Source organism: Sphingomonas quercus, assembly GCF_018863195.1.
GTDB lineage: Bacteria > Pseudomonadota > Alphaproteobacteria > Sphingomonadales > Sphingomonadaceae > Solisphingomonas > Solisphingomonas quercus.
In genome coordinates this window covers 177,879-200,920 of sequence record NZ_JAHKRT010000004.1, presented here as the reverse complement: position 1 = coordinate 200,920, position 23,042 = coordinate 177,879, and the positions used below count along the sequence as shown (strand labels likewise).

General features: G+C 67.7%; 19 protein-coding genes and 2 pseudogenes. 8 read left to right on the top strand and 13 right to left on the bottom strand.

Going from position 1 to position 23,042, the window contains the following annotated elements; all coding sequences use genetic code 11:
- Positions 1-46: 46 nt before the first annotated feature.
- On the top strand, positions 47-1,051 hold the full coding sequence (locus tag KOF26_RS09330; protein ID WP_216323620.1) for a ligase-associated DNA damage response exonuclease: 1,005 nt from the start codon (positions 47-49) through the stop codon (positions 1,049-1,051).
- A 164-nt stretch (positions 1,052-1,215) separates the two neighbouring features.
- On the opposite strand, the gene KOF26_RS09325 is transcribed toward KOF26_RS09330, so the two are convergent.
- From KOF26_RS09325 to KOF26_RS09315, 3 genes are read right to left on the bottom strand one after another with little or no spacing between them, the layout of a single operon-like run.
- Positions 1,216-2,169, bottom strand: coding sequence for an aldo/keto reductase (locus KOF26_RS09325; RefSeq protein WP_216324066.1), 954 nt, complete (start codon positions 2,167-2,169; stop codon positions 1,216-1,218).
- Positions 2,170-2,188: 19 nt separating this feature from the next.
- Positions 2,189-3,271 carry a mannose-1-phosphate guanylyltransferase/mannose-6-phosphate isomerase gene (locus KOF26_RS09320; protein WP_216323618.1) on the bottom strand — a complete coding sequence of 361 codons (1,083 nt, stop codon included), beginning with the start codon at positions 3,269-3,271 and terminating at the stop codon, positions 2,189-2,191.
- Positions 3,268-3,468, bottom strand: a complete 201-nt coding sequence (locus KOF26_RS09315) for a hypothetical protein (protein WP_216323615.1) — start codon at positions 3,466-3,468, stop codon at positions 3,268-3,270. The genes KOF26_RS09320 and KOF26_RS09315 overlap by 4 nt, the downstream gene beginning before the upstream one ends.
- Here KOF26_RS09315 and KOF26_RS09310 point away from each other — a divergent pair.
- From KOF26_RS09310 to KOF26_RS09280, 7 genes are all read left to right on the top strand, one after another.
- The gene (locus KOF26_RS09310; RefSeq protein WP_216323612.1) at positions 3,467-3,814 is read left to right on the top strand and encodes a carboxymuconolactone decarboxylase family protein; all 348 of its coding nucleotides are present in this window, start codon (positions 3,467-3,469) and stop codon (positions 3,812-3,814) included. The genes KOF26_RS09315 and KOF26_RS09310 overlap by 2 nt on opposite strands.
- 89 nt (positions 3,815-3,903) lie before the next feature.
- Positions 3,904-6,030 (top strand): XrtA/PEP-CTERM system histidine kinase PrsK, encoded by a 2,127-nt coding sequence (gene prsK, locus KOF26_RS09305; RefSeq protein WP_216323609.1) that lies wholly within the window; start codon positions 3,904-3,906, stop codon positions 6,028-6,030.
- A gap of 26 nt (positions 6,031-6,056) precedes the next feature.
- Positions 6,057-7,433: a PEP-CTERM-box response regulator transcription factor gene (gene prsR / locus KOF26_RS09300; RefSeq protein WP_216323607.1), complete on the top strand. Its 1,377-nt coding sequence runs from the start codon at positions 6,057-6,059 to the stop codon at positions 7,431-7,433.
- 230 nt (positions 7,434-7,663) lie between these two features.
- A complete protein-coding gene (locus KOF26_RS09295) occupies positions 7,664-9,574 on the top strand; it encodes a M61 family metallopeptidase (protein WP_216323604.1) in 1,911 nt (636 codons plus the stop codon).
- A 201-nt stretch (positions 9,575-9,775) separates the two neighbouring features.
- Positions 9,776-10,597, top strand: a complete 822-nt coding sequence (locus KOF26_RS09290; protein ID WP_216323601.1) for an ATP-binding protein — start codon at positions 9,776-9,778, stop codon at positions 10,595-10,597.
- 207 nt (positions 10,598-10,804) lie between these two features.
- Complete coding sequence (locus KOF26_RS09285; protein ID WP_216323598.1) at positions 10,805-12,559, top strand: hypothetical protein; 1,755 nt, start codon at positions 10,805-10,807, stop codon at positions 12,557-12,559.
- 345 nt (positions 12,560-12,904) lie between these two features.
- Positions 12,905-13,534, top strand: coding sequence for a PEPxxWA-CTERM sorting domain-containing protein (locus KOF26_RS09280; protein WP_253201297.1), 630 nt, complete (start codon positions 12,905-12,907; stop codon positions 13,532-13,534).
- 52 nt (positions 13,535-13,586) lie between these two features.
- Here the strand turns inward: KOF26_RS09280 and KOF26_RS09275 are convergent, their stop codons facing one another.
- The 10 genes and pseudogenes from KOF26_RS09275 to KOF26_RS09235 form a co-directional block, all read right to left on the bottom strand.
- A complete protein-coding gene (locus KOF26_RS09275; RefSeq protein WP_216323595.1) occupies positions 13,587-14,684 on the bottom strand; it encodes a protein-glutamate methylesterase/protein-glutamine glutaminase in 1,098 nt (365 codons plus the stop codon).
- Between the two features lie 4 nt (positions 14,685-14,688).
- A complete protein-coding gene (locus tag KOF26_RS09270) occupies positions 14,689-15,558 on the bottom strand; it encodes a CheR family methyltransferase (RefSeq protein ID WP_216323592.1) in 870 nt (289 codons plus the stop codon).
- An 84-nt stretch (positions 15,559-15,642) separates the two neighbouring features.
- Positions 15,643-16,128 (bottom strand): chemotaxis protein CheW, encoded by a 486-nt coding sequence (locus tag KOF26_RS09265; protein WP_216323589.1) that lies wholly within the window; start codon positions 16,126-16,128, stop codon positions 15,643-15,645.
- A pseudogene (locus tag KOF26_RS09260) lies at positions 16,125-17,300 on the bottom strand (methyl-accepting chemotaxis protein); the annotation flags it as partial. The gene KOF26_RS09265 and the pseudogene KOF26_RS09260, both read right to left, overlap by 4 nt.
- A 90-nt stretch (positions 17,301-17,390) precedes the next feature.
- Positions 17,391-17,921: pseudogene (locus KOF26_RS17470) on the bottom strand (MCP four helix bundle domain-containing protein); the annotation flags it as partial.
- Positions 17,922-17,975: 54 nt separating this feature from the next.
- Positions 17,976-19,679: a methyl-accepting chemotaxis protein gene (locus KOF26_RS09255; protein WP_216323583.1), complete on the bottom strand. Its 1,704-nt coding sequence runs from the start codon at positions 19,677-19,679 to the stop codon at positions 17,976-17,978.
- A gap of 23 nt (positions 19,680-19,702) precedes the next feature.
- Entirely contained in the window at positions 19,703-20,218 is a 516-nt protein-coding gene (locus tag KOF26_RS09250; RefSeq protein ID WP_216323580.1) for a chemotaxis protein CheW, read from the bottom strand.
- Between the two features lie 3 nt (positions 20,219-20,221).
- Positions 20,222-22,246: a chemotaxis protein CheA gene (locus KOF26_RS09245; RefSeq protein WP_216323577.1), complete on the bottom strand. Its 2,025-nt coding sequence runs from the start codon at positions 22,244-22,246 to the stop codon at positions 20,222-20,224.
- Complete coding sequence (locus tag KOF26_RS09240; protein WP_216323574.1) at positions 22,243-22,611, bottom strand: response regulator; 369 nt, start codon at positions 22,609-22,611, stop codon at positions 22,243-22,245. The genes KOF26_RS09245 and KOF26_RS09240 overlap by 4 nt, the downstream gene beginning before the upstream one ends.
- Complete coding sequence (locus tag KOF26_RS09235) at positions 22,608-22,922, bottom strand: STAS domain-containing protein (RefSeq protein ID WP_216323571.1); 315 nt, start codon at positions 22,920-22,922, stop codon at positions 22,608-22,610. Before KOF26_RS09235 ends, KOF26_RS09240 begins: the two co-directional genes overlap by 4 nt.
- Positions 22,923-23,042: the final 120 nt, after the last annotated feature.

The following is a 23,042-nucleotide window of genomic DNA, read 5'->3' as shown; positions in this document are numbered from 1 at the left end:
GCCCGCTTATGGAACCGGTGCCGCTGCCGGCCTATTTGGCTAGGCGATGGCGCGTGCGACCCTTGGCTCCTGGATCGATCCCCGTCCGGAGGGCATCTATGTGCCCGCCGCCGACGCCTGGATCGACCCCTCCCAGCCCAAGCCGCGGGCGATCATCACCCATGGCCATGCCGATCACGCGCGCGGCGGCCATGGCGCCGTGCTGGCGACCGCCGAGACACTGGCGATCATGCACGCCCGCTATGGACCGCAGAACGGGCAGGCCATTGCCTATGGCGAGACGCTGGCCGTCGGCGACGTCGCCGTGCGGCTGGTGCCGGCCGGCCATGTGCTGGGCTCGGCGCAGGTGGTGATGGATCATGCCGGCGAGCGGGTGGTCGTCTCCGGCGACTACAAGCGCCGCCCCGATCCGACCTGCCCGCCCTTCGAGCCGGTACCGTGCGACGTGTTCGTCACCGAGGCGACGTTCGGCCTGCCGGTGTTCCGCCACCCCGATACCGGGGCGGAGATCGATCGTCTGCTCGCCGCCCTTCATGCCGATCCGGCGCGCTGCGTGCTGGTCGGCGCCTATGCGCTCGGCAAGGCGCAGCGCATCATCATGGAGCTGCGCGGGCGCGGGCACGACGCGCCGATCTTCATCCACGGCGCCCTGCAGCGGGTGTGCGACCTTTATCGCGAGCTGGGCGTGCCGCTCGGCGAACTGATCCCCGCCACCGGCCTGCCGCGCCAGGCGATGGCCGGCCATGTCGTGCTGGCGCCGCCCTCGGCGCTCAACGATCGCTGGTCGCGGCGCCTGCCCGATCCGGTGACGGCGATGGCCTCGGGCTGGATGCGCGTCCGCCAACGCGCGCGCCAGCAGAATATCGAGCTGCCGCTGGTCGTTTCCGACCATGCCGATTGGGACGAGCTGACTGCGACGTTGAAGGAGCTGGCCCCGACCGAGGTGTGGGTTACCCATGGCCGCGAGGAAGCGCTGGTCCACTGGTGCGCCACCCACCAGATGCGCGCCCGCGCCCTCGATCTCGTCGGCTATGAGGACGAGGATGACTAGAATCCGGGCCCATAAACGGCAATGGCCGTGGCGGCCGGCCGGCCGCCACGCCGAGCGCCGACACCCCGGACCTGATCCGGGGTCCATCCATCCACAAGCGCCGGCGGTCGGGGCGACATGGATGCCGGATCAAGTCCGGCGTGACGATGGAATTCGACGAGCCGTCAGGCCTTTACCGCCTCATCGAGCCGGCCAAGCTGCTCCGCCGTCAGCGTGAGGTGCATCGCGGCCGCCAGTTCCTCCATCTGCGCGGCCGAGGTGGCGCTGGCGATCGGCGCCGTCACCGCCGGCTGGGCGGCGAGCCAGGCGAGCGCGATCGCCGCGAGGCTGGTGCCCGTCTCCGCCGCGACCGCGTCCATCGCCGCCAGCACGGCGAGGCCGCGCGCGTCGAGATAGCGTGCGGCGCCGTCGCCCCGGGCACTCTGCCCAAGATCGCCGCGGTCCCGATATTTGCCGGTCAGGAAGCCCGAGGCGAGGCTGTAATAGGGCGTTACCCCGATGCCGCGCGCCACGCACAGCGCCTGCAGCGGGCCTTCGAACTGGCCGCGCTCGACGAGGTTGTAATGGGGCTGGAGCACCTCGTAGCGCGCCAGCCCGCCGGCCTCGGCGACGTCGAGGGCGGCGGCCAGCCGTCCGGCGGTGAAGTTGGAGGCGCCGACCGCGCGTACCTTGCCGGCCTTGACCAGCGCGTCGAACGCCTCGGCGACCACTTCCCGCGGCACCGTCTCATCGTCCTGGTGCGCCAGATAGAGGTCGATGCACTCGACCCCGAGCCGGCGCAGCGAGCCCTCGGCGGCAGCGGCGATGTGGCGCGGCGTCAGCCGCTCGCCATTGTCCCCGGCGAGCATGCCGACCTTGGTGGTGATCATCACCCCCTCCGGCCGACCGCGCGCCTTCAGCCAGAGGCCGATCGCGCGCTCGGATTCACCGCCCTGATGCCCCGGCACCCAGTTGGAATAGAGATCGGCGGTGTCGATCATCCGCCCGCCGGCGGCGACGAAGGCGTCGAGCACCGCCTCGCCCGCCTTTTCGTCCGCCGTCCAGCCGAACACATTGCCGCCAAGGATCAGCGGCGGGGTCAGCAGCCCTGACCCGCCGAGTTCGCGCAACGCCATCATTCCCCCCATTCTGGCCCGGTCAGGCCGGCCGATCCAATGTCACATGCCCGTCGCGCTTGAGCTGCTCCACCGCGCGGCGGACATCCTGGCTGGCCCCGCGCGGCAGGATCAGCACCGCGTCCTTGGTGGCGATGACGATCAGGTCGCTGACGCCGACCGCCGCCACCAGCGGCCCGTCCGAGCGGATCAGGCAACCCGAACTGTCGATCGAGATCACCTCGCCATGATGGGCGTTCTCGCGCCCGTCCTTGGCGGCGAGCGCGTGCAGCGCGTCCCAGCTGCCGACGTCGGACCAGCTCATCTCCACCGGCACGACGGCGACCTTGTCGGCCTTCTCCATCACCGCATAGTCGATCGAGTCGGAGGGCGAGGCGCCGAACGCCGCTGCGTCGGGGGTGAGCCTGCCGCCGTCGCGCGCGGCGCCGTCCATGGCGAGGCCGACGGCGTCGAGGATCGCCGGCTCATGGGCCCTGAGCGCGTCGAGGAAGACGCCTGCCTCGAACAGGAAAATGCCGCCATTCCAGCTATAGCTGCCATCGGCGACATAGGCTTCGGCGGTGGCCCGGTCCGGCTTCTCGACGAAGCGCTCGACGCGATGAACGCCAGGGGCGAGCGCCTCGCCCCGGCGGATATAGCCATAGCCGGTATCCGGCGCCTCGGCCTTGATGCCGAAGGTGGCGAGCCAGCCCTGCTCGACGATCGGCACGGCGCGTTCCACCGCCTCCAGAAAGGCGTCGACATCGCCGATGACATGGTCGCTCGGCATTACCAGCAGCAGCGACGAGGGCTCTGCCGCCAGTGCCGCGAGCGCGATGGCGGGCGCGGTGTTGCGCCCGGCCGGCTCGAGGATCAGCGGCTCGGCGGCCAGGCCGACCTCGGCAAGCTGCGCCTCGATCTGGTCGGCATGGGCGGCATTGGCGACGACGATCGGCGCGGTGAAGCGGGAGGACTGGGCGGTGCGCCCGGCGGTGAGCTGGAGCATGGTCTGCTCATGGGTCAGGCTCAACAGCTGCTTGGGGCGGCCGGTCCGGGACAGCGGCCACAAGCGGGTGCCGGCCCCGCCCGAAAGGATGACGGGTGTGATGCGACGCGGCTCGGTCATGGTTGGATTGGGGTCTCTCTGCGGTCCGGCATCGGGATGAGCCGGCGGCCTTTTGCCCAATCCGCGCGACGAAGAAAAGTTGCCGCGGGGTTGCGCGTGATGGGGCGGTCCGGATCGCGGATCAACTGGCCAGTCGAGCGCTCGCCCGCGCCGGCCTCGGCCATGATGATCGGCGGACGAACGGAAGGGATGATCATGACCAAGGACTATAAGGCGATCACCGCCGATATCGCCGCCTATTCGGGCCAGCTCGCCAAGCTCGCGCCCGAGGCGATGCAGGGCTTCCACGCCCTGGCGCGCGGGGCCGGGGAGGGGGGCGCGGTCGACGCCAGGACGAAGGAGATGATCGCGCTGGCCATCGGCGTCACCCAGCGCTGCGACGGCTGCATCGGCTTTCACGTCAAGGCGCTGGTGAAGATGGGCACGACGCGCGAGGAGGTGGCCGAGATCATGGCGATGTGCGTGTATATGGGCGGCGGCCCGGCGCTGATGTACGCGGCCGACGCGCTGCGCGCCTTCGATCAGTTTGCCCCGCCCGCCTGATCGGCATCGCGGTCGTTAATTCTTTTCATGCCATCAGCCTTTTGGCAGTCTCCGCGCGGGGGAGACCTGGACATGGGCAGGACGGCATCTTGATCGGCATCATCGGCCTCGTCGGCCACGGCGTTGCCGCGTTCATCTATGCGGTGCTCGCCATCTGGCATCTCGGCCGCGGCACGCCGACGGCGCAGCAGCGGGTGTTCGGCGGTGCCTTCGCGGCGACGGCGCTGTGGTGCGTGCTGATGATCGCCGGCACCCTCCAGGGCTTCACCCCGGGTCCGGTGGCGAGCCCGCTCACCGGCTTCGCGGGCGCCGCGGAATGCCTGCGCAACCTGATGTGGCTGACCTTCGTCATCCTGCTGTTCCAGGATAGCGAGGGCGTCGTCCGCCGCCAGACGCTGGTGACGATCTACACGCTGCTGGTGGCGGCGCTGATGCTCGGCGTGCTGCTCGGTTTTGCCCGCGCCCTCGCCGGCATCGACGAGGCGAGCCTGCTCGGCAGCAACCTCCTTTATATCGGGCTGGCGCTGCGCATCCTGATCATGGCGGGCGGCCTGTTGCTGCTCCACAATCTCTACAATGCCACGGTGCGCGCCGCCCGGTGGAGCGTGCGCGGGCCGCTTATCGCCATCGGCATCATGTGGGCGTGGGATCTCAACCTATACACCGTCACCTATCTGTTCGGCCGCTGGCCGGCGACGCTGCTGGCGCTGCGCGGACCGCTGATGCTGGCGCTGGTCGTGCCGTTCGCGCTCGCCAGCCGGCGGCAGGGGCCGTGGCGCCTCAGCCTCAGCCGCATCGCCGCCTTCCAGTCCGTGTCGCTGCTGGCGATCGGCAGCTATCTGATCTTCATGGTGCTGGCGACGCAGGCGATGGCCCTGGTCGGCGGCCAGAATATCCGCCTCGCCCAGTTCGCGCTGGTGATGATCATGTCGGCCGCGGCCGCCCTGCTGCTGCCTTCGGCGCGGGTGCGGGCGTGGCTGAAGGTGAAGATCGCCAAGCATTTCTTCGCCCACCGCTATGATTATCGCGAGGAATGGCTGCGCTTCACCGGCACGCTGGGCCGTGCCGGCGGCAGCGCCGCGCCGCTCGAACAGCGCGTCATCAAGGCCATCGCCGACATCACCGAATCGCCCGGCGGCCTGCTGCTCATCGACAGCGGTGCGGGCGATCTCGTGCTCGGCACGCGCTGGAACTGGCCGACCGCCGAGCCCCCGGCGCTCGCCGGGACCAAGGCGTTCGTCAGCCATCTCGAGCGCACCGGTCGCATCCTCGAACTCGATGTGCTGCGCGGCGACGACCCCGCCGACGATGCCGAACGCGCGCTGATGCCGTCCTGGCTGCTCGCCGAAGGCTCGGCATGGATCGCCGTGCCGCTGCTCCATCTCGACCGGCTGATCGGCGTGGTGGTGACGGAGCGACCGCGTATCGACCGGCTGCTCGACTGGGAGGATTTCGACCTGCTCAAGGTCGCCGGCCGCCAGGTTGCCACCTATCTCGCCGAGGCGCGCACGCAGGAGGCCTTGTCCGAGGCGGCGCGCTTCGACGAGTTCAATCGCCGCTTCGCCTTCATCCTCCACGACATCAAGAACCTGGTCAGCCAGCTGAGCCTCGTCGCCCGCAACGCCGAGCGCCATGCGGACAACCCGGCGTTTCGCGCCGACATGGTGGCGACGCTGCAAAGCTCGGTCGGCAAGATGAATGCGCTGCTCGCCCTGCTGTCCACGCAGAACCGCGTCGAGCCGGCCGCGCCCCGGCCGCTGCCGTTGCTCAATTTCGTCCAGCGCGTCGCCGAGACGCGGCGCGACAGCAATCCGATCCATGTCGAGGGCGAGGCCGAGCTGGTCGCGCTTGCCGATCCGGCGCGGCTCGAACAGGCGCTGGTCCACATCATCCAGAACGCGGTCGACGCCAGCGAGGGCGACCGGCCGGTCAACCTCGTCGTGGGCACCGACGGCGGCCGGGCGACGATCCTCGTCAAGGATCAGGGCAAGGGGATGAGCGCGGATTTCATCCGCTCCGGCCTGTTCAAGCCCTTCTCCTCCACCAAGGCCAACGGCTTCGGCGTGGGCGCCTTCGAGGCGCGGACATTGCTGATGGCGATGGGCGGCGCGCTGGAGGTCGAAAGCCGGCTCGGCGAGGGCAGCCGCTTCACCCTCATCTTGCCGCTGGTCGGGCAAGCGGCCATGGACAAGCCGGCGACGGCCGCCAATGGCTGAGCGAACGCCATCCTTCGGAGTGACAGATGCCCGCTGACAAGGCCGTCCTGCCCAAGCTTCTGATCGTCGAGGATGATCCCGGCCTCCAGCGCCAGCTGCGCTGGGCCTATGAGGATTATGAGGTGATCATCGCCGGCGACCGCCAGTCGGCGATCGACGCGCTGCGCGCCGAGGAGCCGGCGGTGGTGACCCTCGATCTCGGCCTGCCGCCCGATCCGGACGGCACCTCCGAGGGCTTCGCGACGCTGAGCACGATCCTGTCGCTCAAGCCGGACACCAAGGTCATCGTCGCCTCCGGCCATGAGGCGCGGGAAAGCGCGCTCAAGGCGATCGCCGCCGGCGCCTATGATTTCTACGCCAAGCCCGTCGATATCGACGAGCTTGGCCTGATCGTCGCCCGCGCCTTCCAGCTCCACCAGCTCGAGCGCGAGAACCGCCGGCTGGCGAGCGCGGTGGATCAGGATTCCACCGTGCTCGGCGGGCTGATCACCCAGAGCCCGGAGATGCTGAAGGTCGCCCGCACCATCGAGCGCGTCGCCAACACCAGCGCCTCGGTGATGCTGCTCGGCGCGTCCGGCACCGGCAAGGAGCTGCTCGCCCGCGGCGTCCACTTCGCCAGCACGCGGCGCGACGACGCCTTCGTCGCCATCAACTGCGCGGCGATCCCCGAGAATCTGCTCGAGGCCGAGCTGTTCGGCTATGAGAAGGGCGCCTTCACCGGCGCGATCAAGACCACCGAGGGCAAGATCGAGCTTGCCCAGGGCGGCACCCTGTTCCTCGACGAGATCGGCGACATTCCGCTGCCGCTCCAGGTCAAGCTGCTGCGTTTCCTGCAGGAGCGGGTGATCGAGCGCATCGGCGGGCGCAAGCCGATCGCCGTCGACACCCGCATCGTCTGCGCCACCCACCGCCATCTCGAGCAGATGATCGCCGCCGGGACCTTTCGCGAGGACCTTTACTATCGACTCGCCGAGATCGTCGTGCCGGTGCCCCCGCTCAAGGATCGCACCGGCGACGTGACGCTGCTCGCCCGCCATTTCGTCGCCCGCTTCTCGGCCGAGATGAACCCGCAGGTGCGCGGCCTCGCACCGGATGCGCTGGAACTGCTCAACGACTGGCAATGGCCGGGCAATGTCCGCGAGCTTGAAAACCGCATCAAGCGCGCGGTGATCATGGCCGACGGCAAGCTGCTCACCGCCCGCGACATCGATCTCGACGGCACCGGCGGCACCGGCGGCGAGGTGTTGAACCTCAAGGCGGCGCGCGAGCAGGCCGACCGCAAGGCGATCCTCGGCGCGCTGGCGCGTACGGAAAACAACATCTCCGGCGCCGCCAAGCTGCTCGGCATCAGTCGCCCGACGCTCTACGACCTGCTGCGCCAATATGATATCGCCGTCGGCTGACCGGACCGGCATCCGCTCGCCCTGAACAGGCATTGAGCCTGTCGGAATGTGGCATCCAAGGGTCTCGTCGGGCCGGATCCTTCGCCACGGGGAACCAACTGCGCTCGGCCGCCCGCCGGGCGAGCGGATGGGTGAGGGAGCGGACCCTGGCAAGTTACGATCATTCTCATGCTGGACGGGTGGCAGGGAGCAGTTCTATTCCGCTGCCTTCTCCAGCCGGAAGGCCATTGATGTCCCGTTCCCTCCTCGTCGTGGCGGCGCTGCTCGCCTCCGCCGCCATGCCCGTCCAGGCCGAGAATTCGAGGCCCCAGCCGATCCCCTATCCGACGCCGATCGCGGCCCCGCGCGATGTCCCCTATCCCGGCGTCATCAAGCTCGACATCGACGCTACCGACACCAGGCGCGGCATCTTCACGGTCAGGGAAACGATCCCCGTCGCCCATAGCGGCGATACCGTGCTGCTGATGCCGCAGTGGCTGCCGGGCAATCACTCGCCCTCCGGCCAGCTCGACAAGCTCGCCAGCCTGCACATCCGCGCCAACGGCAAGGAGCTCGCCTGGATCCGCGATCCGGTCCAGGTCTATGCCTGGCATGTCGACGTGCCGGCAGGCGCGAAGCAGCTGGACGTGGAGCTGCAGTTCATCTCCGCCACCGACAGCAGCCAGGGCAGCGTGGTGATGTCGCCGTCGATCCTGCGCCTGCAGTGGAATTCGATGAGCCTTTATCCGGCCGGCTATTTCACCCGTCAGATCCAGGTCGATGCTCGGGTGAAATATCCCGATGGATGGACGGCCTATGCCGGACTGCCATCGAAAAAGGTCGGCGACGCCTACGTCTATGAGCGCACCGATTACGATACGCTCGTCGATTCGCCGACGATGGCCGGCCGCTATGCGAAGCAGTGGCAATTGTCCCCGCGCGTCTTCCTTGACGTCGTCGCCGACACGCCCGACCAGCTCGATGCCAAGCCCGAGCAGATCGAAGCGCACAAGCGGCTCGTCGATCAGGCGGTGAAGAATTTCGGCGCGCAGCATTACGACAATTACCATTTCCTGCTGCACATCTCTTCGGTGATGGGCGGCATCGGGCTGGAGCATCACCGCAGCTCCGAAGACGGCTCGCGCCCCGGCTATTTCACCGATTGGGACCAGACGGTGCCGGCACGCAACCTGCTGCCGCACGAATACACCCATAGCTGGGACGGCAAGTTCCGCCGCGGCGCCGATCTGTGGACGCCGAGCTTCAACGTGCCGATGCGCGACTCCCTGTTGTGGGTCTATGAGGGCCAGACGCAATTCTGGGGCTATGTGCTGCAAGCGCGCTCGGGCCTGGTCTCCAAGCAGGACACGCTCGATCAATATGCCATGATCATGGCCAGCTACGACAATACGCCCGGCCGCCAGTGGCGCCCGCTGGTCGACACCACCAATGATCCGATCATCTCGCAGCGCCGGCCCAAGGGCTGGACGAGCTGGCAGCGCTCCGAAGATTATTACAATGAGGGGCTGCTGGTGTGGATGGAGGTGGATTCCATTCTGCGCAAGCAGTCGGGGGGCGCCAAGTCGATCGACGATTTCGCCCGCGCCTTCTTCGGCATCAACGACGGCGACTGGGGCGTCGTGACCTATAATTTCGACGATGTCGCCGCCACCCTCAACCGCATCCAGCCTTATGACTGGGCCGGTTTCCTGCGCAAGCGGGTGACCGAGACGAGCGACCATGCGCCGCTTCAGGGCTTCGTCGATAATGGCTACAAGCTGGTCTATACCGACAAGCCGAGCGCGGTGATGAAGCAGGACATGAAGGCCCGCAAGACGGCGAACTTCAACTATTCGCTCGGCCTCAGCATCGGCGAGGAAGGCAAGCTCACCGCCGTCATCTGGGACAGCCCGGCCTTCAAGGCCGGCCTCACCGTCGGCGGCAAGCTGCTCGCGGTGAATGGCATCACTTATTCGGAGGATGTCCTCACCCGCATCCTTACGGAGGCCAGGACCGGCCGCGAGCCGATCCGCCTGCTCGTCAGCCGCAACGGCCAGTTCGAGACGGTGGCGATCGACTATCATGGCGGCCCGCGCTATCCGCATCTGGAGAAGATCGGCACCGGCGAAGGCGGGCTGGACCGGCTGTTGACGGCGCGGTGACCGGCGCCGGCCCGTATCTCCACAAAATCGGCAACTGAATAAGTCCTGTTCATCACGTCCGGGCCCGCCGTGCTGCCACACGGCGGGCCCAAATCTATAGGGCGCGGGAGCCTGTCAGACCCGCGGTCCCTCGGCTCGGAGCCGTTGCTCGCCCGGCTTCGCCCCTTCCCTTGGCGGCGGCCATGCCATAGGCCGCGGGCGATGACCGACCAGCCCGACACCCTCGCCCGTATCGCCGCCGCGCTGGAACGGCTGGCGCCGCCGCCGCCGCCGTCGGCCGATCCGATGACGCATCCCGCCTATGTCTGGCGTGACGGCGCGCTTGCCGCGGCGCGGGCGTTCGCGCCGCTGCCGCTCGATCTCCTCGCCGGCATCGATGCGCAGAAGGCGGCGCTGGTCGAGACGGTGCGCCGGCTCGCCCGCGGCCATGCCGCGCATGACGTGCTGCTGTGGGGTGCGCGCGGCACCGGCAAGTCGGCGCTGGTCAAGAGCGCGGTGGGCGGCGCGCAGGGCGAGGGGCTGGATGTGGCGTTGGTCGAGCTGGCCGCCGATGCGTTGCCGAGCCTGCCGGCGCTGTTCGCGCGGCTGGCCGAGCTGCCCCGCGCCTATGTGCTGTTCATCGACGATCTCGGCTTCGATGGCCTTGGCGACGGCCCGCGCCTGTTGCGCTCGCTGCTCGAAGGCGGGGCGGAAGCGCGGCCGGCCAATACCCGCCTGTTCGTCACCGCCAATCGCCGCCACATAATACCGCGCGACATCGCCGAGCAGGACAGCGCGATCAACCCGCGCGACGTGGTCGACGACAAGCTGGCGCTGGCCGATCGCTTCGGCCTGTCGCTGGGCTTTCATGTCGTCGATCAGGATCATTATGTCGCGATGATCGAGGGCTATACCCGGCGCCACGGCCTGCCTTTCGACGCTCAGGACGCGATCGCCTGGGCGACGACGCGCGGCAGCCGCTCGGGCCGCGTGGCGTGGCAATATGTGGTGGAGCTGGCCGGCCGTCACGGTCGCAGCCTTTAGGCCCTTGCCGGGGGCCGCATCCGTCAAGGGCGCCCCCCCCTCCTTGTCGGTTTGCCCCGGGTCCGCATGAGAAGGGGCGCGCATAAACGTCAACTTCGTCAGGTTCGACGATGATTGCGCTCAGCCGGGCGGGCAATCGGGCCGTTTCACTTTACGGGATTTTATCCATTCCCACTCAAAACCCCCGCTCAACCGGGGAGGCCAGCTTTGTATCTGTCGAAGATTTCGGACGCTCTTGCCGAGGATGGCGCCTCCTTGGTCGAGGTACAGGCGACGATCAGCACGCTCGCCAGCGGGCTCGATTCGCGCTTCGTCCAGGCCGGTACCGCGCTCGCCACCGTCTTCGATATCATCGAGCGGCTGGTTTCGTCGCTCGAGGGCGTGACCAGCGCCATGGATCGCAAGGCCGCCGATGCTGCCGTCGAGAATATGCGCGCCACCGCCGATCGCCTGACGCGGCTGCCGGCCCTGCAGGCTGAGCGGCAGAAAGATCTCGCCGCCGTTCGCCAGGCCAGCCGCACGCTGCGCGGCCACATCACCCAGATCAACAAGACGCTGAGCTTTCTGCGCATCTGCGGGCTCAACATCAAGATCGCCGCCGCGGGCGCCGAGGAGTTCAACGGCTTCGCCGACAACATGCTCACCCGGCTGGAGCTGGGCGAGACGCAGCTCGCCGGCTTCGAGCAGGAGCTGCGCGAACTCTCCGATCGCATCGCCGGCATGGCCGATGCGGAAAAGCTGCTCGCCGCCGAATGCGCCAAGGTCATCCCGCAGGTGCCGAAGAAGCTCGCCGAGGACGCCATCGCCCTTCAGCAGCATCAGCTCGATCTTGCCCATATCGCGGCGCGGATTGCCGATGTCGCGCGCGAGATCCGCAACAAGGTGGCGACGGCGCTTGGCGCGCTGCAGATCGGCGACATCACCCGCCAGCGGCTGGAACATGTCGCCGACGGCATATTGCTGCTCGGCCGCTTCAGCGCGGAACAGGGCATCACCGATCCCGTCATCTGCCGAACGGTGGAGAGCCATGTGCTCGGCCTGCTCGCCGCCCAGGCCGCCGACACGATCGGCGATTTCCAGCGCGAGGCACGCCTCCTCACCCAGAGCCTGCGCGGCATCGCGCCGGATGCCGGCCGCCTGCTCGCCCTGCGCGACGAGGGCGCCGGCGGCCGCGACGGCCGGGGCGGCGGCCAGTCCTTCCTCCATGTGCTGGAGAAGGGCATCGCCGAGGTCGAGAACGTCACCGGCCAGCTGCGCGCGGCCGACGAATATTCGGACCGCCTCGGCAGCGCCACGTCGGAAACCGCCGAGAGCCTCGAGCGCCGGCTGCGCGCGGTGCGCAACGTGCAGGTCGATGTCGAGCAGATGGCATGGAATACCGGCCTGCGCTGCCGCCGCATGGGCCAGGACGGCCGCGCGCTGGAGGTGATTGCCACCGAAATCCGCGCCTTCGCCAACAATCTCGAGTCCGTGTCGGATCGCATCCACGAGACGTTCAAGGAGCTCGCGAGCGCTGCCGGATCGATGCGCGACCAGCGCGAGCAAGGCGGCGGCACCGATGCCGGCCGCGCGCTCACCGACTCGCTGTCCTCGATCCGGGCCGGTGGGCGCCGCATGGAGGAAAGCCTGTCCAGCCTGGACGGCGACGCCGCCACTGTCGCCACCATCCTGCGCGACACCACCAGTGCCGTCGATTGCGAGGCGGAGATCGGCGAGGCGCTCGCCCAGGCCGCCGGACGCCTCGCGGCGCTGGCGCCGGCGCTGGGCGAGATTCCGGAACCGGCGCTGGAGCCGCTGCGCGACATTATGGGCCGCATCCACCGCAGCTACACCATGGCTCGCGAGCGCGACGTCCACCGCCAGTTCGCGCTGCCCGGCGACGAGGTGGCCGAGGCCGCTACGGGCGATACTGGATCCGGCGAACAAAGCGACGACGACCTGTTCGACGACGCACTGTTCTAGCATCTGCCAATATAGGCGAGGCCGTTATTGCGCGGTAACGTTCGCGCCTTGCGGATGTGCCCTCGCGACGTGCGATGCGTCTCCTGAGGACGCGGAGCCGGGAAATCCTGCTTTTCCGCGTCGATCCGGCTCGATCCGGCGCCTCGCGCTCACAGTCTCCCGTCGACAACGATAAATGAAAATGGCGTTTTTCAGCCAAATCTATAGTTGTAATCGAGTGTACATCTTACGCAACTTGCGAATCATTGTTAGTCATGTTAATGATTCATTGTCATTGAGTCGTAACAGGAGGCAATGATGAGGGGCATAGCATCTTATTTGACGACACCACTTCTTGCCATATGCATGGCAGGTGCGGCGAATGCCGCAACCGTCGTTACTTCGACCAACTTCAATGTCTGGCACGGGAACAGTAGCAATCCGGGGGATATCAGCGATCCCAGCCAGCAGGCTCTGCCAAGCAATCCGGTGACGAGCCAGACATTTGTCGGGTCCTTCAACTACAGCGGGCCGATTGACTTCGCGAACATGAGTCAGGCGACCGATCTGATGAGCAATTTCATCCCCGGCGTGGGCCTGCCCGCCGATCAGATGAGCACGCCGACTTTCGACGCCGTGACCTTGTTCGCGTTCAACTTCACGTTCGCGACGAATCTCGTTGGCGCATCCATCACCCATGATGACGGCATTTCGCTGTTCGACATCACCACGAGCAGCGGCAACCTCATTTCCGGCAATGAAGGGCCGACGGTGGCTGCGACGACGATGCTGCCGACGCTGGAGGCCGGCCACATCTATCAACTGTGGTACATCGCGGCGAACGGCGCCCCTTCGATCCTGCGCTTCGACGACGGCACTCCGGCGGTGCCGGAGCCGGCGACCTGGGCGATGCTGGTCCTCGGCTTCGGAGTGATCGGGGTGACCGCGCGCCGCCGCCGGGCCGGATCGGGCCGCGTCGCCGAAAATCTCGGCTGATCCCCGGTCAGCACGAGGCCGCTGCACGTCGGCGGCCGATCGGGCATGCGCCCTATCGTGCCGTCGCGTGCAGCAGCTCGCGGGCGATATTCTGTAGCGGAATGATCTTGTCCGCGGCACCGCGGGCGATGGCCTCCTTGGGCATGCCGAACACGATCGAGCTGGCCTCGTCCTGCGCGAAGGTGCGGGCGCCGGCCTGCTTCATCTCGAGCAGACCGCGGGCGCCATCGTCGCCCATGCCGGTCATGATGATGCCGACCGCGTTCGAGCCGGCCGAGCGCGCCGCCGAGCGGAACAGCACGTCCACCGATGGGCGATGCCGCGTCACCAGCGGCCCGTCCTTCACTGCGACGACGTAGCGCGCGCCCTGGCGTTCCAGCATCAGGTGCTTGCCGCCCGGTGCGATCAGCACATGGCCGCGCAATACGGGGTCGCCGTCCACGGCTTCCTTCACATCCACCTCGCACAAGGTGTTGAGGCGGCGGGCAAAGGCGTTGGTGAAGCTTTCCGGCATGTGCTGGACGACGACGATACCCGGCGAATTGGCGGGCAGCGCCTCCAGCACCTCGCGCAGCGCCTCGGTGCCGCCGGTCGAAGCGCCGATACACACGATCATCTCGGTGGTGCGGCTCATCGCCCGGCCGCTCGGCGGCGGCAGCACGGCGTCGGCGGTCAGCTTCTTCTCAGGCCCTTCCGGCCGCGCCACCCGGGGAGCCGCCGGCCGGCCCTTGATGCGGGCGCGGGCGGCGGCCTTGACCACGTCACGGATCTGGAGATGCGCCTCGGCCAGATGATCGGCGACGCCGACGCGCGGCTTGAGGATGACGTCGACGGCGCCGGCCTCCATCGCCTGCAGCAACGTCTCCGATCCCTCCTCGGTGAGCGAGGAGCACATCACCACCGGCACCGGACACTGGATCATCAGCTTGCGCAGGAAGGTGATGCCATCCATGCGCGGCATCTCGACGTCGAGGGTGATGACGTCGGGCACTTCCTCATGAATATAGCGAGCCGCGGCGAAGGGATCGGCGGCGGCCGCGATCACCTCCAGCTCGGGGTCTTCTTCCAGAATATGCGTCATCGTCTGGCGCACGCTGGCGGAATCGTCGATGACGAGGACGCGGAACTTCTTCTTGGTAAGCAGTGCCATGGGATCAGCTCCGCTGGAACACGGTGTTGGCGACCTGGGTCAGCGGCAGGTCGAAGCCGGCGATCGATTCCGAATGGCCGAGGAACAGATAGCCCTGCGGCGCCAGGCAATCGACGAGCCGCGAGACGACGCCGCGCTGCGTCGGCTTGTCGAAATAGATCAGCACGTTGCGGCAGAAGATCAGGTGCATCGGCTCGCCGACCGGATAGTGATCGTCCATCAGGTTGAGCCGGCCGAAGCCGATCGCACTGCGCAGATCGGGCGTGATGCGGACGTCGCGGCGGCGCGGATCGCGCGGCTGCATGACGTATTTCTGGGCGATGCGCGCCGGCACCGGCTCGAGCAGTTCCTTCTGGTAGATGCCCTGGCGCGCGGCGGCGAGCACCTCGGTGTCGAGATCCGTGGCGAGGATGCCATAGTCCGGGCCGCCCTTGCTGTCGGCGTAATCATCGAGCTCCATGGCGATGGTATAGGGCTCGGCGCCGATCGAGCAGGCGGCGCTCCACGCCCGCACCCGGCGGATGCCGCGGCCGACCAGCGTCGGCAGCGCCTTTTCGCGCAGATAGACGAAATGCGCCGGCTCGCGGTAGAAGTCCGTCTTGTTGGTGGTCACCGCATTGATCAGGTGCAGCCCTTCCGTGGCGAGATTGTCGCCGTCGAAGACATAGCTGCAATAGTCGTCGATCGAGGCCGTGTCGGTGGCGCGCACGCGGCGGCGCAGCCGGCCTTCAAGCATGGTGAGCTTGCTTTCCGGCATCTTGATGCCGGAATATTCGTAGATATAGGCCGCAAGCCGACTGAAATTACGTTTGCTGAGGCGATCGCCACTCGGGCTGGAAGCCTGGGCCGGGATCTTTTGTGCGGCTGCGGACAAGGGCGCGGCTCCGATGCTGGGGCCCGTCGGGGCCGCCCGGGAAGGGCGACCCCGCGGGGATCTGGTTTGGGAGGGTTGGCGAGTTCAGGCGGCGGCGGCGCGCGGCCCGGCCAGCGTGACGGCTTCTTCGTCCGAGAAGATGCGCGCCACGTTGACCATGACCACGAAGCCCCCGGCCCGGCGGACGACGCCGCCGATATAGTCGGACGACCAGCGCACGCCGATGTCCGGCGCTGCCTCGACCTGATCGGCGCGGAAGGTGCTGACTTCCAGCACCCGATCCACCACCAGGCCGAGCACCAGCACCCGATCGGACAGCGGCACGTCGATCACCAGGATCCGCGTGGCGGGCGTCGGCGTGACAGGGGGCAGGCCGAGCTTGATGCGGAAGTCGATGGTCGAAATGCCCTGACCGCGCATATCCGTGAGGCCGAGCAGATAGTCCGGCCCGTTCGGAATGTGGAAGGCTTCGCGGTAATCGAGGATCTCGCGGACCAGTGCCACCGGCACCGCGAAGATCTCCGCGCCAAGGCCGAAGGTCACGGCCTGGATTTCCTCGGCCTCGCTCATGCTGCCTTCACCCCGAAATCGGCGTCGTCGGCGTCCGGACCGCCATTGGCGAGATCCAGCGCATAGCCGCGGGCGCGGGCCTGCTGGTCGGCGACCGAGCTCGACCGGGCGGCCTTGGGCGCGGCGGCCGGCTTGCGGACAGGCTGGGCCGGACGGCGCGTCTGCACCGCCGCCTTCGGGCCGTTGGAGGCGACGCGGAAATAGGCGATCGAGGTCTGCAGTTCCTCGGCCTGGGCAGCGAGCTCTTCCGAGGTCGTCGAGATCTGCTCGGAGGCGCCGGCATTCTGCTGGGTGACCTGGTCGAGCTGCTGGATCGCCTGGTTGATCTGGGCAGCGCCGATGTCCTGCTCGCGGCAGGCGGAGCTGATCTCCGACACCAGCTCGGCGGTGCGGCGGATGTCGGGGACGAGCTTGGTCAGCATTTCGCCGGCCTCCTGCGCGGCCTTCACCGTGTCGCCGGACACCGAGCTGATCTCGGCAGCCGCGGTCTGGCTGCGCTCGGCGAGCTTGCGTACCTCAGAGGCGACGACCGCAAAGCCCTTGCCATGCTCGCCGGCGCGCGCCGCCTCGACGGCTGCGTTCAGCGCGAGCAGGTCGGTCTGGCGGGCGATCTCCTGGACGATGCCGATCTTCTCGGCGATCGTGCGCATCGCGGTGACGGCACGCTCGACGGCGACGCCGCTCGCTTCGGCGTCCTTGGACGACTGGCGGGCGATCTTCTCGGTGGTGGCGGCGTTGTCGGCGTTCTGCTTGATGTTGGCGGCCATCTGCTCCATCGACGCGGAGGCTTCTTCGGCGGCGGCGGCCTGCTCGGTCGCGCCCTGGCTGACCTGCTCGGAATTGGCCGACAGTTCCTGGCTGCCCGCCGAGACATTCTCGGCAGCGGCAGAAGAATCGCCGACCACGCCGCGCAGGCGCTCGACCATGCGGATCAGCGCGAGGCCCAGCATGTCCTTGTCGGACAGCGCCTTATGCTCGACGGTGAGGTCGCCATCGGCGATCTTGTCGGCGAGGTTGGCGGAGACGCGCAGATTGGCGGTCATGCCGTTGACGGTGTCGACCAGATCCTTGATCTCGTCATTGGAGGTGACCTTCACGTCATTCTCCAGATCGCCGATGGCAACGGCGTTGATCGCCCCGGAGATACGGCGCAGGCCGCCCGACACGATCCGCGAAATCCACACGGCGCCGGCGATCGCCATGATCAGCGCGATCACCGAGGCGGTCAGCACCAGCGCGCGGGCGCTGGCATACATCGCGTCGGTATCGGTATCGACCTGCTTCATCTGCTGCTTCTGCAGCTCGACGATCTTGCTCACCGAGGCGGAAAGCTGGTCGGCGGCCTTGCGCGACTGGTTGAGCGACAGGGCCGAGGCCTCGTCATTCTTCAGCACGAGGGCGAGGGCGCGAACCTTGTTGTTGATCGGCTTGTAGGCGTTCCAGTCGTCGCGCGCCGCGGCCCAAAGCGGCCTGCCGGCTTCCGACGCCTTTTCCTGACCGTTGCGCAGCAGCGTCTCGACCTGGGCCTGGCCCTTGGCGATGTTGCTGTCGAAATCGCGCATCGTCTCCGGATCATTGGTGAGGATGATGTTCTTCTCGTTGCGCAGCAGCGTCTGGATTTCCCCGTTGAGGCTCATCGCCGTCTCGAGCCGCGACGCCGGCCCGTAGATCACTTCGGTGATCGCCGAGTTGAGCACGGACATGCGAGAAATGCCGAGGGCACTGACGATAATCATCATCAGGATGACGAGCCCGAAGGTCACCCCGAGCTTTAGTTTGATGGTTGCACGCATTGCAAGGGTTCCTTGAGGCTTGTCGGACGTATCTGGTGTTATGGATTGCTTTGCTCAGGCAGCCTGGCCGAAATCGGCATCCTCCGCGTCCGGGCCGCCAGTATCGAGATCGAGCGCGAAGCCGCGGGCGCGGGCCTGCTGGTCGGCGATCGAATTGCTCTTGGGCTTCATCGCCGGCGCCTTGCCCTTGGCGGCCGGCCTCGCCGCGGCGGAAGGCTTGCGGGCCGCAGCCACGGCCCGGCGGGCCGGTGCGGCCTTGGCGTCACCGCGGCCGTCGACGCGGAAATAGGCGATCGAGGCCTGCAGTTCCTCGGCCTGGGCAGCGAGTTCTTCCGAAGTGGTCGAGATCTGCTCGGAGGCGCCGGCATTCTGCTGGGTGACCTGATCGAGCTGCTGGATCGCCTCGTTGATCTGGGCAGCGCCGATGTCCTGCTCGCGGCAGGCGGCGCTGATCTCCGACACCAGCTCGGCGGTGCGGCGGATGTCGGGGACGAGCTTGGTCAGCATCTCGCCGGCCTGCTGGGCGGCCTTCACCGTGTCGCCGGACACCGCGCTGATCTCGGCAGCGGCGGTCTGGCTGCGCTCGGCGAGCTTGCGCACCTCAGAGGCGACGACCGCAAAGCCCTTGCCATGCTCGCCGGCGCGCGCCGCCTCGACGGCTGCGTTCAGCGCGAGCAGGTCGGTCTGGCGGGCGATCTCCTGGACGATGCCGATCTTCTCGGCGATCGTGCGCATCGCGGTGACGGCACGCTCGACGGCGACGCCGCTCGCTTCGGCGTCCTTGGACGACTGGCGGGCGATCTTCTCGGTGGTGGCGGCGTTGTCGGCGTTCTGCTTGATGTTGGCGGCCATCTCTTCCATCGACGCGGAGGCCTGCTCGGCGGCGGCGGCCTGCTCGGTCGCGCCTTGGCTGACCTGCTCGGAATTGGCCGACAGTTCCTGGCTGCCCGCCGAGACATTCTCGGCAGCGACAGAGGAATCCCCGACCACGCCGCGCAGGCGCTCGATCATCGCGTTCACATGGCCGAGAAGGTCGCCGATCTCGTCATTATTCCTGATCTGCGCGGTGCGGGTGAGATCGCCCTCGGCGACCTGACGCATCGCGTCGCCGGCGGAAGCGAGGCCACGCGAGATGAGCATCGCCAGATAGAGGGCGGACGCGGCGGTCACCAGGAAGGCGATGACGCCGCTGATGATCATCAGTGAGCGCGCAGAGGTGTAGAGCGCCTCGGTATCGTCGTCGGCGGCCTTCATCATCTCCTGCTGGCTCTTGACGAGCTGCTCGGCGGTCTTGGTCAGCGCATTCGCCTTGTCGCGCGATTCCCCCATGGTCAGCGCTGCCGCGCCGCTCTTGTCGGCAAGGCTGAGCGCGCGGACGCGGTCGTTGATCGGGGTGAAGGCATTCCAGTGATCGCGCAGCTCGGCCCAGGCCGCCCGCGTCTTTTCCGACGGATTGGCATTGGCCTGCTCGATCAGATCATTGGTGCGGCTGCGGAAGCTGCTGATCTGCTCCTCGAAGCCGCGCCGCGCCTGCGGATCATTGGTGAGCACGAGGTTCTTCTCGGCGCGCACCATCATGCTGACGCCGGCATCGATGGCGCGGGCGCGATCGAGCTGGGCGGCGGGGCCGTTGATGACCTGCCCGATCGCGTCGTTAAGGGTCGTCAGGCGCGAAATGCCCATGACGATGACGATGGTCATGATGGCGAGAAGCAGGGCGAACGTGCCTCCCAGCTTCAGTTTGATTGTGGCCCGCATGTCTGCCTCCCGTGTCTCGATGCTCAGTGAATGGTGGAAGCCGGCGCGCCGGCATGGTCGTCCGCTGCGGATAGCGAGCGGAAGATGGAGGGCAGATCCGGCAGGACGATGATGCCGTCCTGGGCCCGCACCAGTTCGCGTACGAAATCGCGTTTCCAGCGCATGCCGACGGCCGGCGGCTCCTCGGCATGGTCACGGGTCAGCGTCGCCACCTCGTGAACCTTGTCGGTGCGGATGCCGATGGCGGTCGGCTCGCCGTGGATGTCCATCTCGATGACGACGATGCGGCTGTCGACGGTGGGCTCGGCCTGCGGCATCCCGAAGGCGAGGCGCAGATCGGCGATCGGGATGATCTTGCCGCGGAAATTGACGACGCTGCCGACCAGCGGTGAGGCGCCGGGCACGATCGTCTCGGGGAGAAGGTCGACGATCTCCTGGACGAGGACCGCCTCCATGGCGAAGGTCTCCTCGTCGAGGTTGAAGGTCAGCACTTCGAGATTGCCGTCGGCATCCCAATGGGTGGGGGTGGATTCGTGCATGGCTTATCCGGCGGCGCGCAGCCGCTCCTCCTGCTGCTGGCCGATGGCGACGAGCTGGGCGACGTCGAGGATCAGGGCGACGCCGCCGTCGCCGAGGATGGTGGCCCCGGCGAAGGTCGCGACGTCACGATGCAGCGACGACATGGATTTGATGACGGTCTGATGGCTGCCGATGATCTGGTCGACGACGAGGCCGACGCGCTCGGCGCCGGTCGCGACGACGACGATCTTCTGGTAGGTATCGGGCTTGCTGCCGGTAGTGAACATCTCGCGCAGCCGCAGGAACGGCACCAGCCGATCACGCAGCGTGATGAAGCTGCGCCCGCGCGAGCGCAGATCCTCCTCGAGGCTCAACTCCAGGCATTCCTCCACCGCCGCCAGCGGGATCACATAGCGGCCGCTGCCGACGCGGATCAGCAGCCCGTCGATGATCGCCAGCGTCAGCGGGATGCGCAGCACCACCGTCGAGCCCTGGCCTGGGGACGAGGTGACGTCGATGGCGCCGCGCAGGCTCTCGATGGTGCGCTTGACAACGTCCATGCCGACGCCGCGGCCGGAGAGGTTGGTGACCTGCGCCGCCGTCGAGAAACCGGGGTGGAAGATCATCTGCAACAGATCCTGGTCGGGCACGACCTGGCCCGGCTGGATCAGCCCCTGCGCTTCCGCCTTGGCGCGGACCCGGTCGCGGTCGATGCCGCGGCCGTCGTCGCGGATGGTGATCACCACCTCGCCGCCCGCCTGATGGGCGGAGAGCAGCACGCGCCCGACCGCGGCCTTGCCGGCGGCGACGCGAACCTCGGGCGTCTCCAGCCCGTGATCGCAGGCGTTGCGGATGAGATGGACGAGCGGATCGGCAAGCCGCTCGATCACGGTCTTGTCGACCTCGGTGCTCTCGCCTTCGGTGGCAAGCTCGATCGACTTGCCCGTCTCGCGGGAAAGATCATGCACGAGGCGGCGGAAACGCCCGAACAGCGACGCCACCGGCACCATGCGCAACACCATCATCGTGTCGCGCAGCTCGCCGGCGAGACGCGCAATCTCCTCCGAGACGGAGCGCAGGATGAGATCGGTGCCGGCGCCGGCCACCTGGCTGAGGCGGCTCTGCGCAATGACCAGCTCGCCGACGCGGTCCATCAGCTCGTCCAGCCGTTCGGCCGGCACGCGCACGCTCTCGCCGGCCGCCTTGGTGGCGGCACGGCCGGCGGCGCCGGCGTCGTTGGCGGGCTGGGCCACCGGCGCCACCGCGCCGGGCGGCGGCGCGATCGCGGCCATGGGAACAGCCGGCGCCGCCTCCGCGACCGGAGCCGGATCGGCCGCGAGCGCTTCGATGGTCAGCACCATGTCGTCCATCACGAAGATGAACACATCCTCGATCGCGCTCTTCGGCTCGGAGGTGCGCAGCGTGACGTCCCAGCCGATATGGCATTCGGTGGGGATGAGGTCAGGAAAAGCCGGCACGGCATCGGTGCGCGCGACGATGTGGCACTCGCCCAGTTCGCGCAGTTCGTCGAGCAGCATCAGCGGGTTGGTGCCGTTGGCCATGGCGTCGGCGGGCAGGCGGAAGGAAATCTGCCAGCCGGCGCCGGTCGCCTCGGGCGTCGCAGCGGCGGCGGCAACGCCAGTCGGCGCGGCATCGCCGGCAGGGGCGCCGCCGGCGGCCTCGATCGCGGCCTGTAGCCGGGCGAGGATCGCCGCGCCCTCGGCCTCCTGGCCGGCGCCATCGCCATCGACCAGCGCGCGCATATGATCCTTGGCCGACAGGATCACGGCGACCAGTTCCTGCGTGGCAGGAACGAGCCCCTTGCGCACGCGATCGAACGCCGTCTCGCAATGATGGGTGAAGGCGGCGAGCGCATCGAAGCCGAACATCGCGCCCGAGCCCTTCAGCGTGTGCAGGCCGCGGAACACTTCGTCGACGAGGTTGCGGTCGTCCAGCCTGTGGCCGAGGTCGAGAAGGCCCTGCTCGACCTGATCGAGCAGCTCGCCCGCTTCGACGCGGAATGCCGCGATCGGATCCTGCTCGCTCACTGGCCCAGCACCTTTCGTGCGATCTTGATCAGCTGATCGGGAACGAAGGGCTTGACCAGCCATCCGGTCGCACCGGCGGCCTTGGCCTGCTGCTTCATCGCATCGTCGGATTCAGTGGTAAGGAAGATGATCGGCGTGCCGGTCTGCACCGTCGACTTGCGGATTTCGCGGATCATCGTCAGCCCATCCATGATCGGCATGTTGAGATCAGTGACGATCATGTCGAACTTCTCGGCATTGGCCTTCATCAGGCCTTCCTGCCCGTCACCGGCCTCGGTGACGTTGTAGCCGGCGCCGGTCAGCGCGATGCGGATCGCCATGCGCAGGCTCGGCGAATCGTCGACGGTGAGGATGGACGCACTCATTGCGGAAGTTCTCCGTGAAACCAGAATTCGATGTCGGCGGGATCGGGCGCGGCGAGGAAGCCGGCGCGGCGCAGCAGCGCGGCCACCGCCGGATTGGCCGGACGGGCGAGGCGCAGCACGCCGCCCTCGCGCTCGACATGCGTGCGGGCCGACAGCACGATCTGCACGAAGCTGAGGTCCAGCTCCTGCAGCGCATCGACGTTGAGCGCGACGTCGCTCCTGCCCTCGATCGCCGTCGCGAGCTGCTGGCCAAATTCGGCGACGGAGCGCACCGTCACCGAGCTCGGCACATCCAGAACACAGCTGCTCATCGCATCCCCAAATATCTGTGAATTCCATGGGGAGCTGATGCGCCCCACTCATTTGTAGAGGGAGCGCAGCCATTTATCGGAGCCTGGCAGAATTTTTTTTCTGGCAATCCAATAATAACT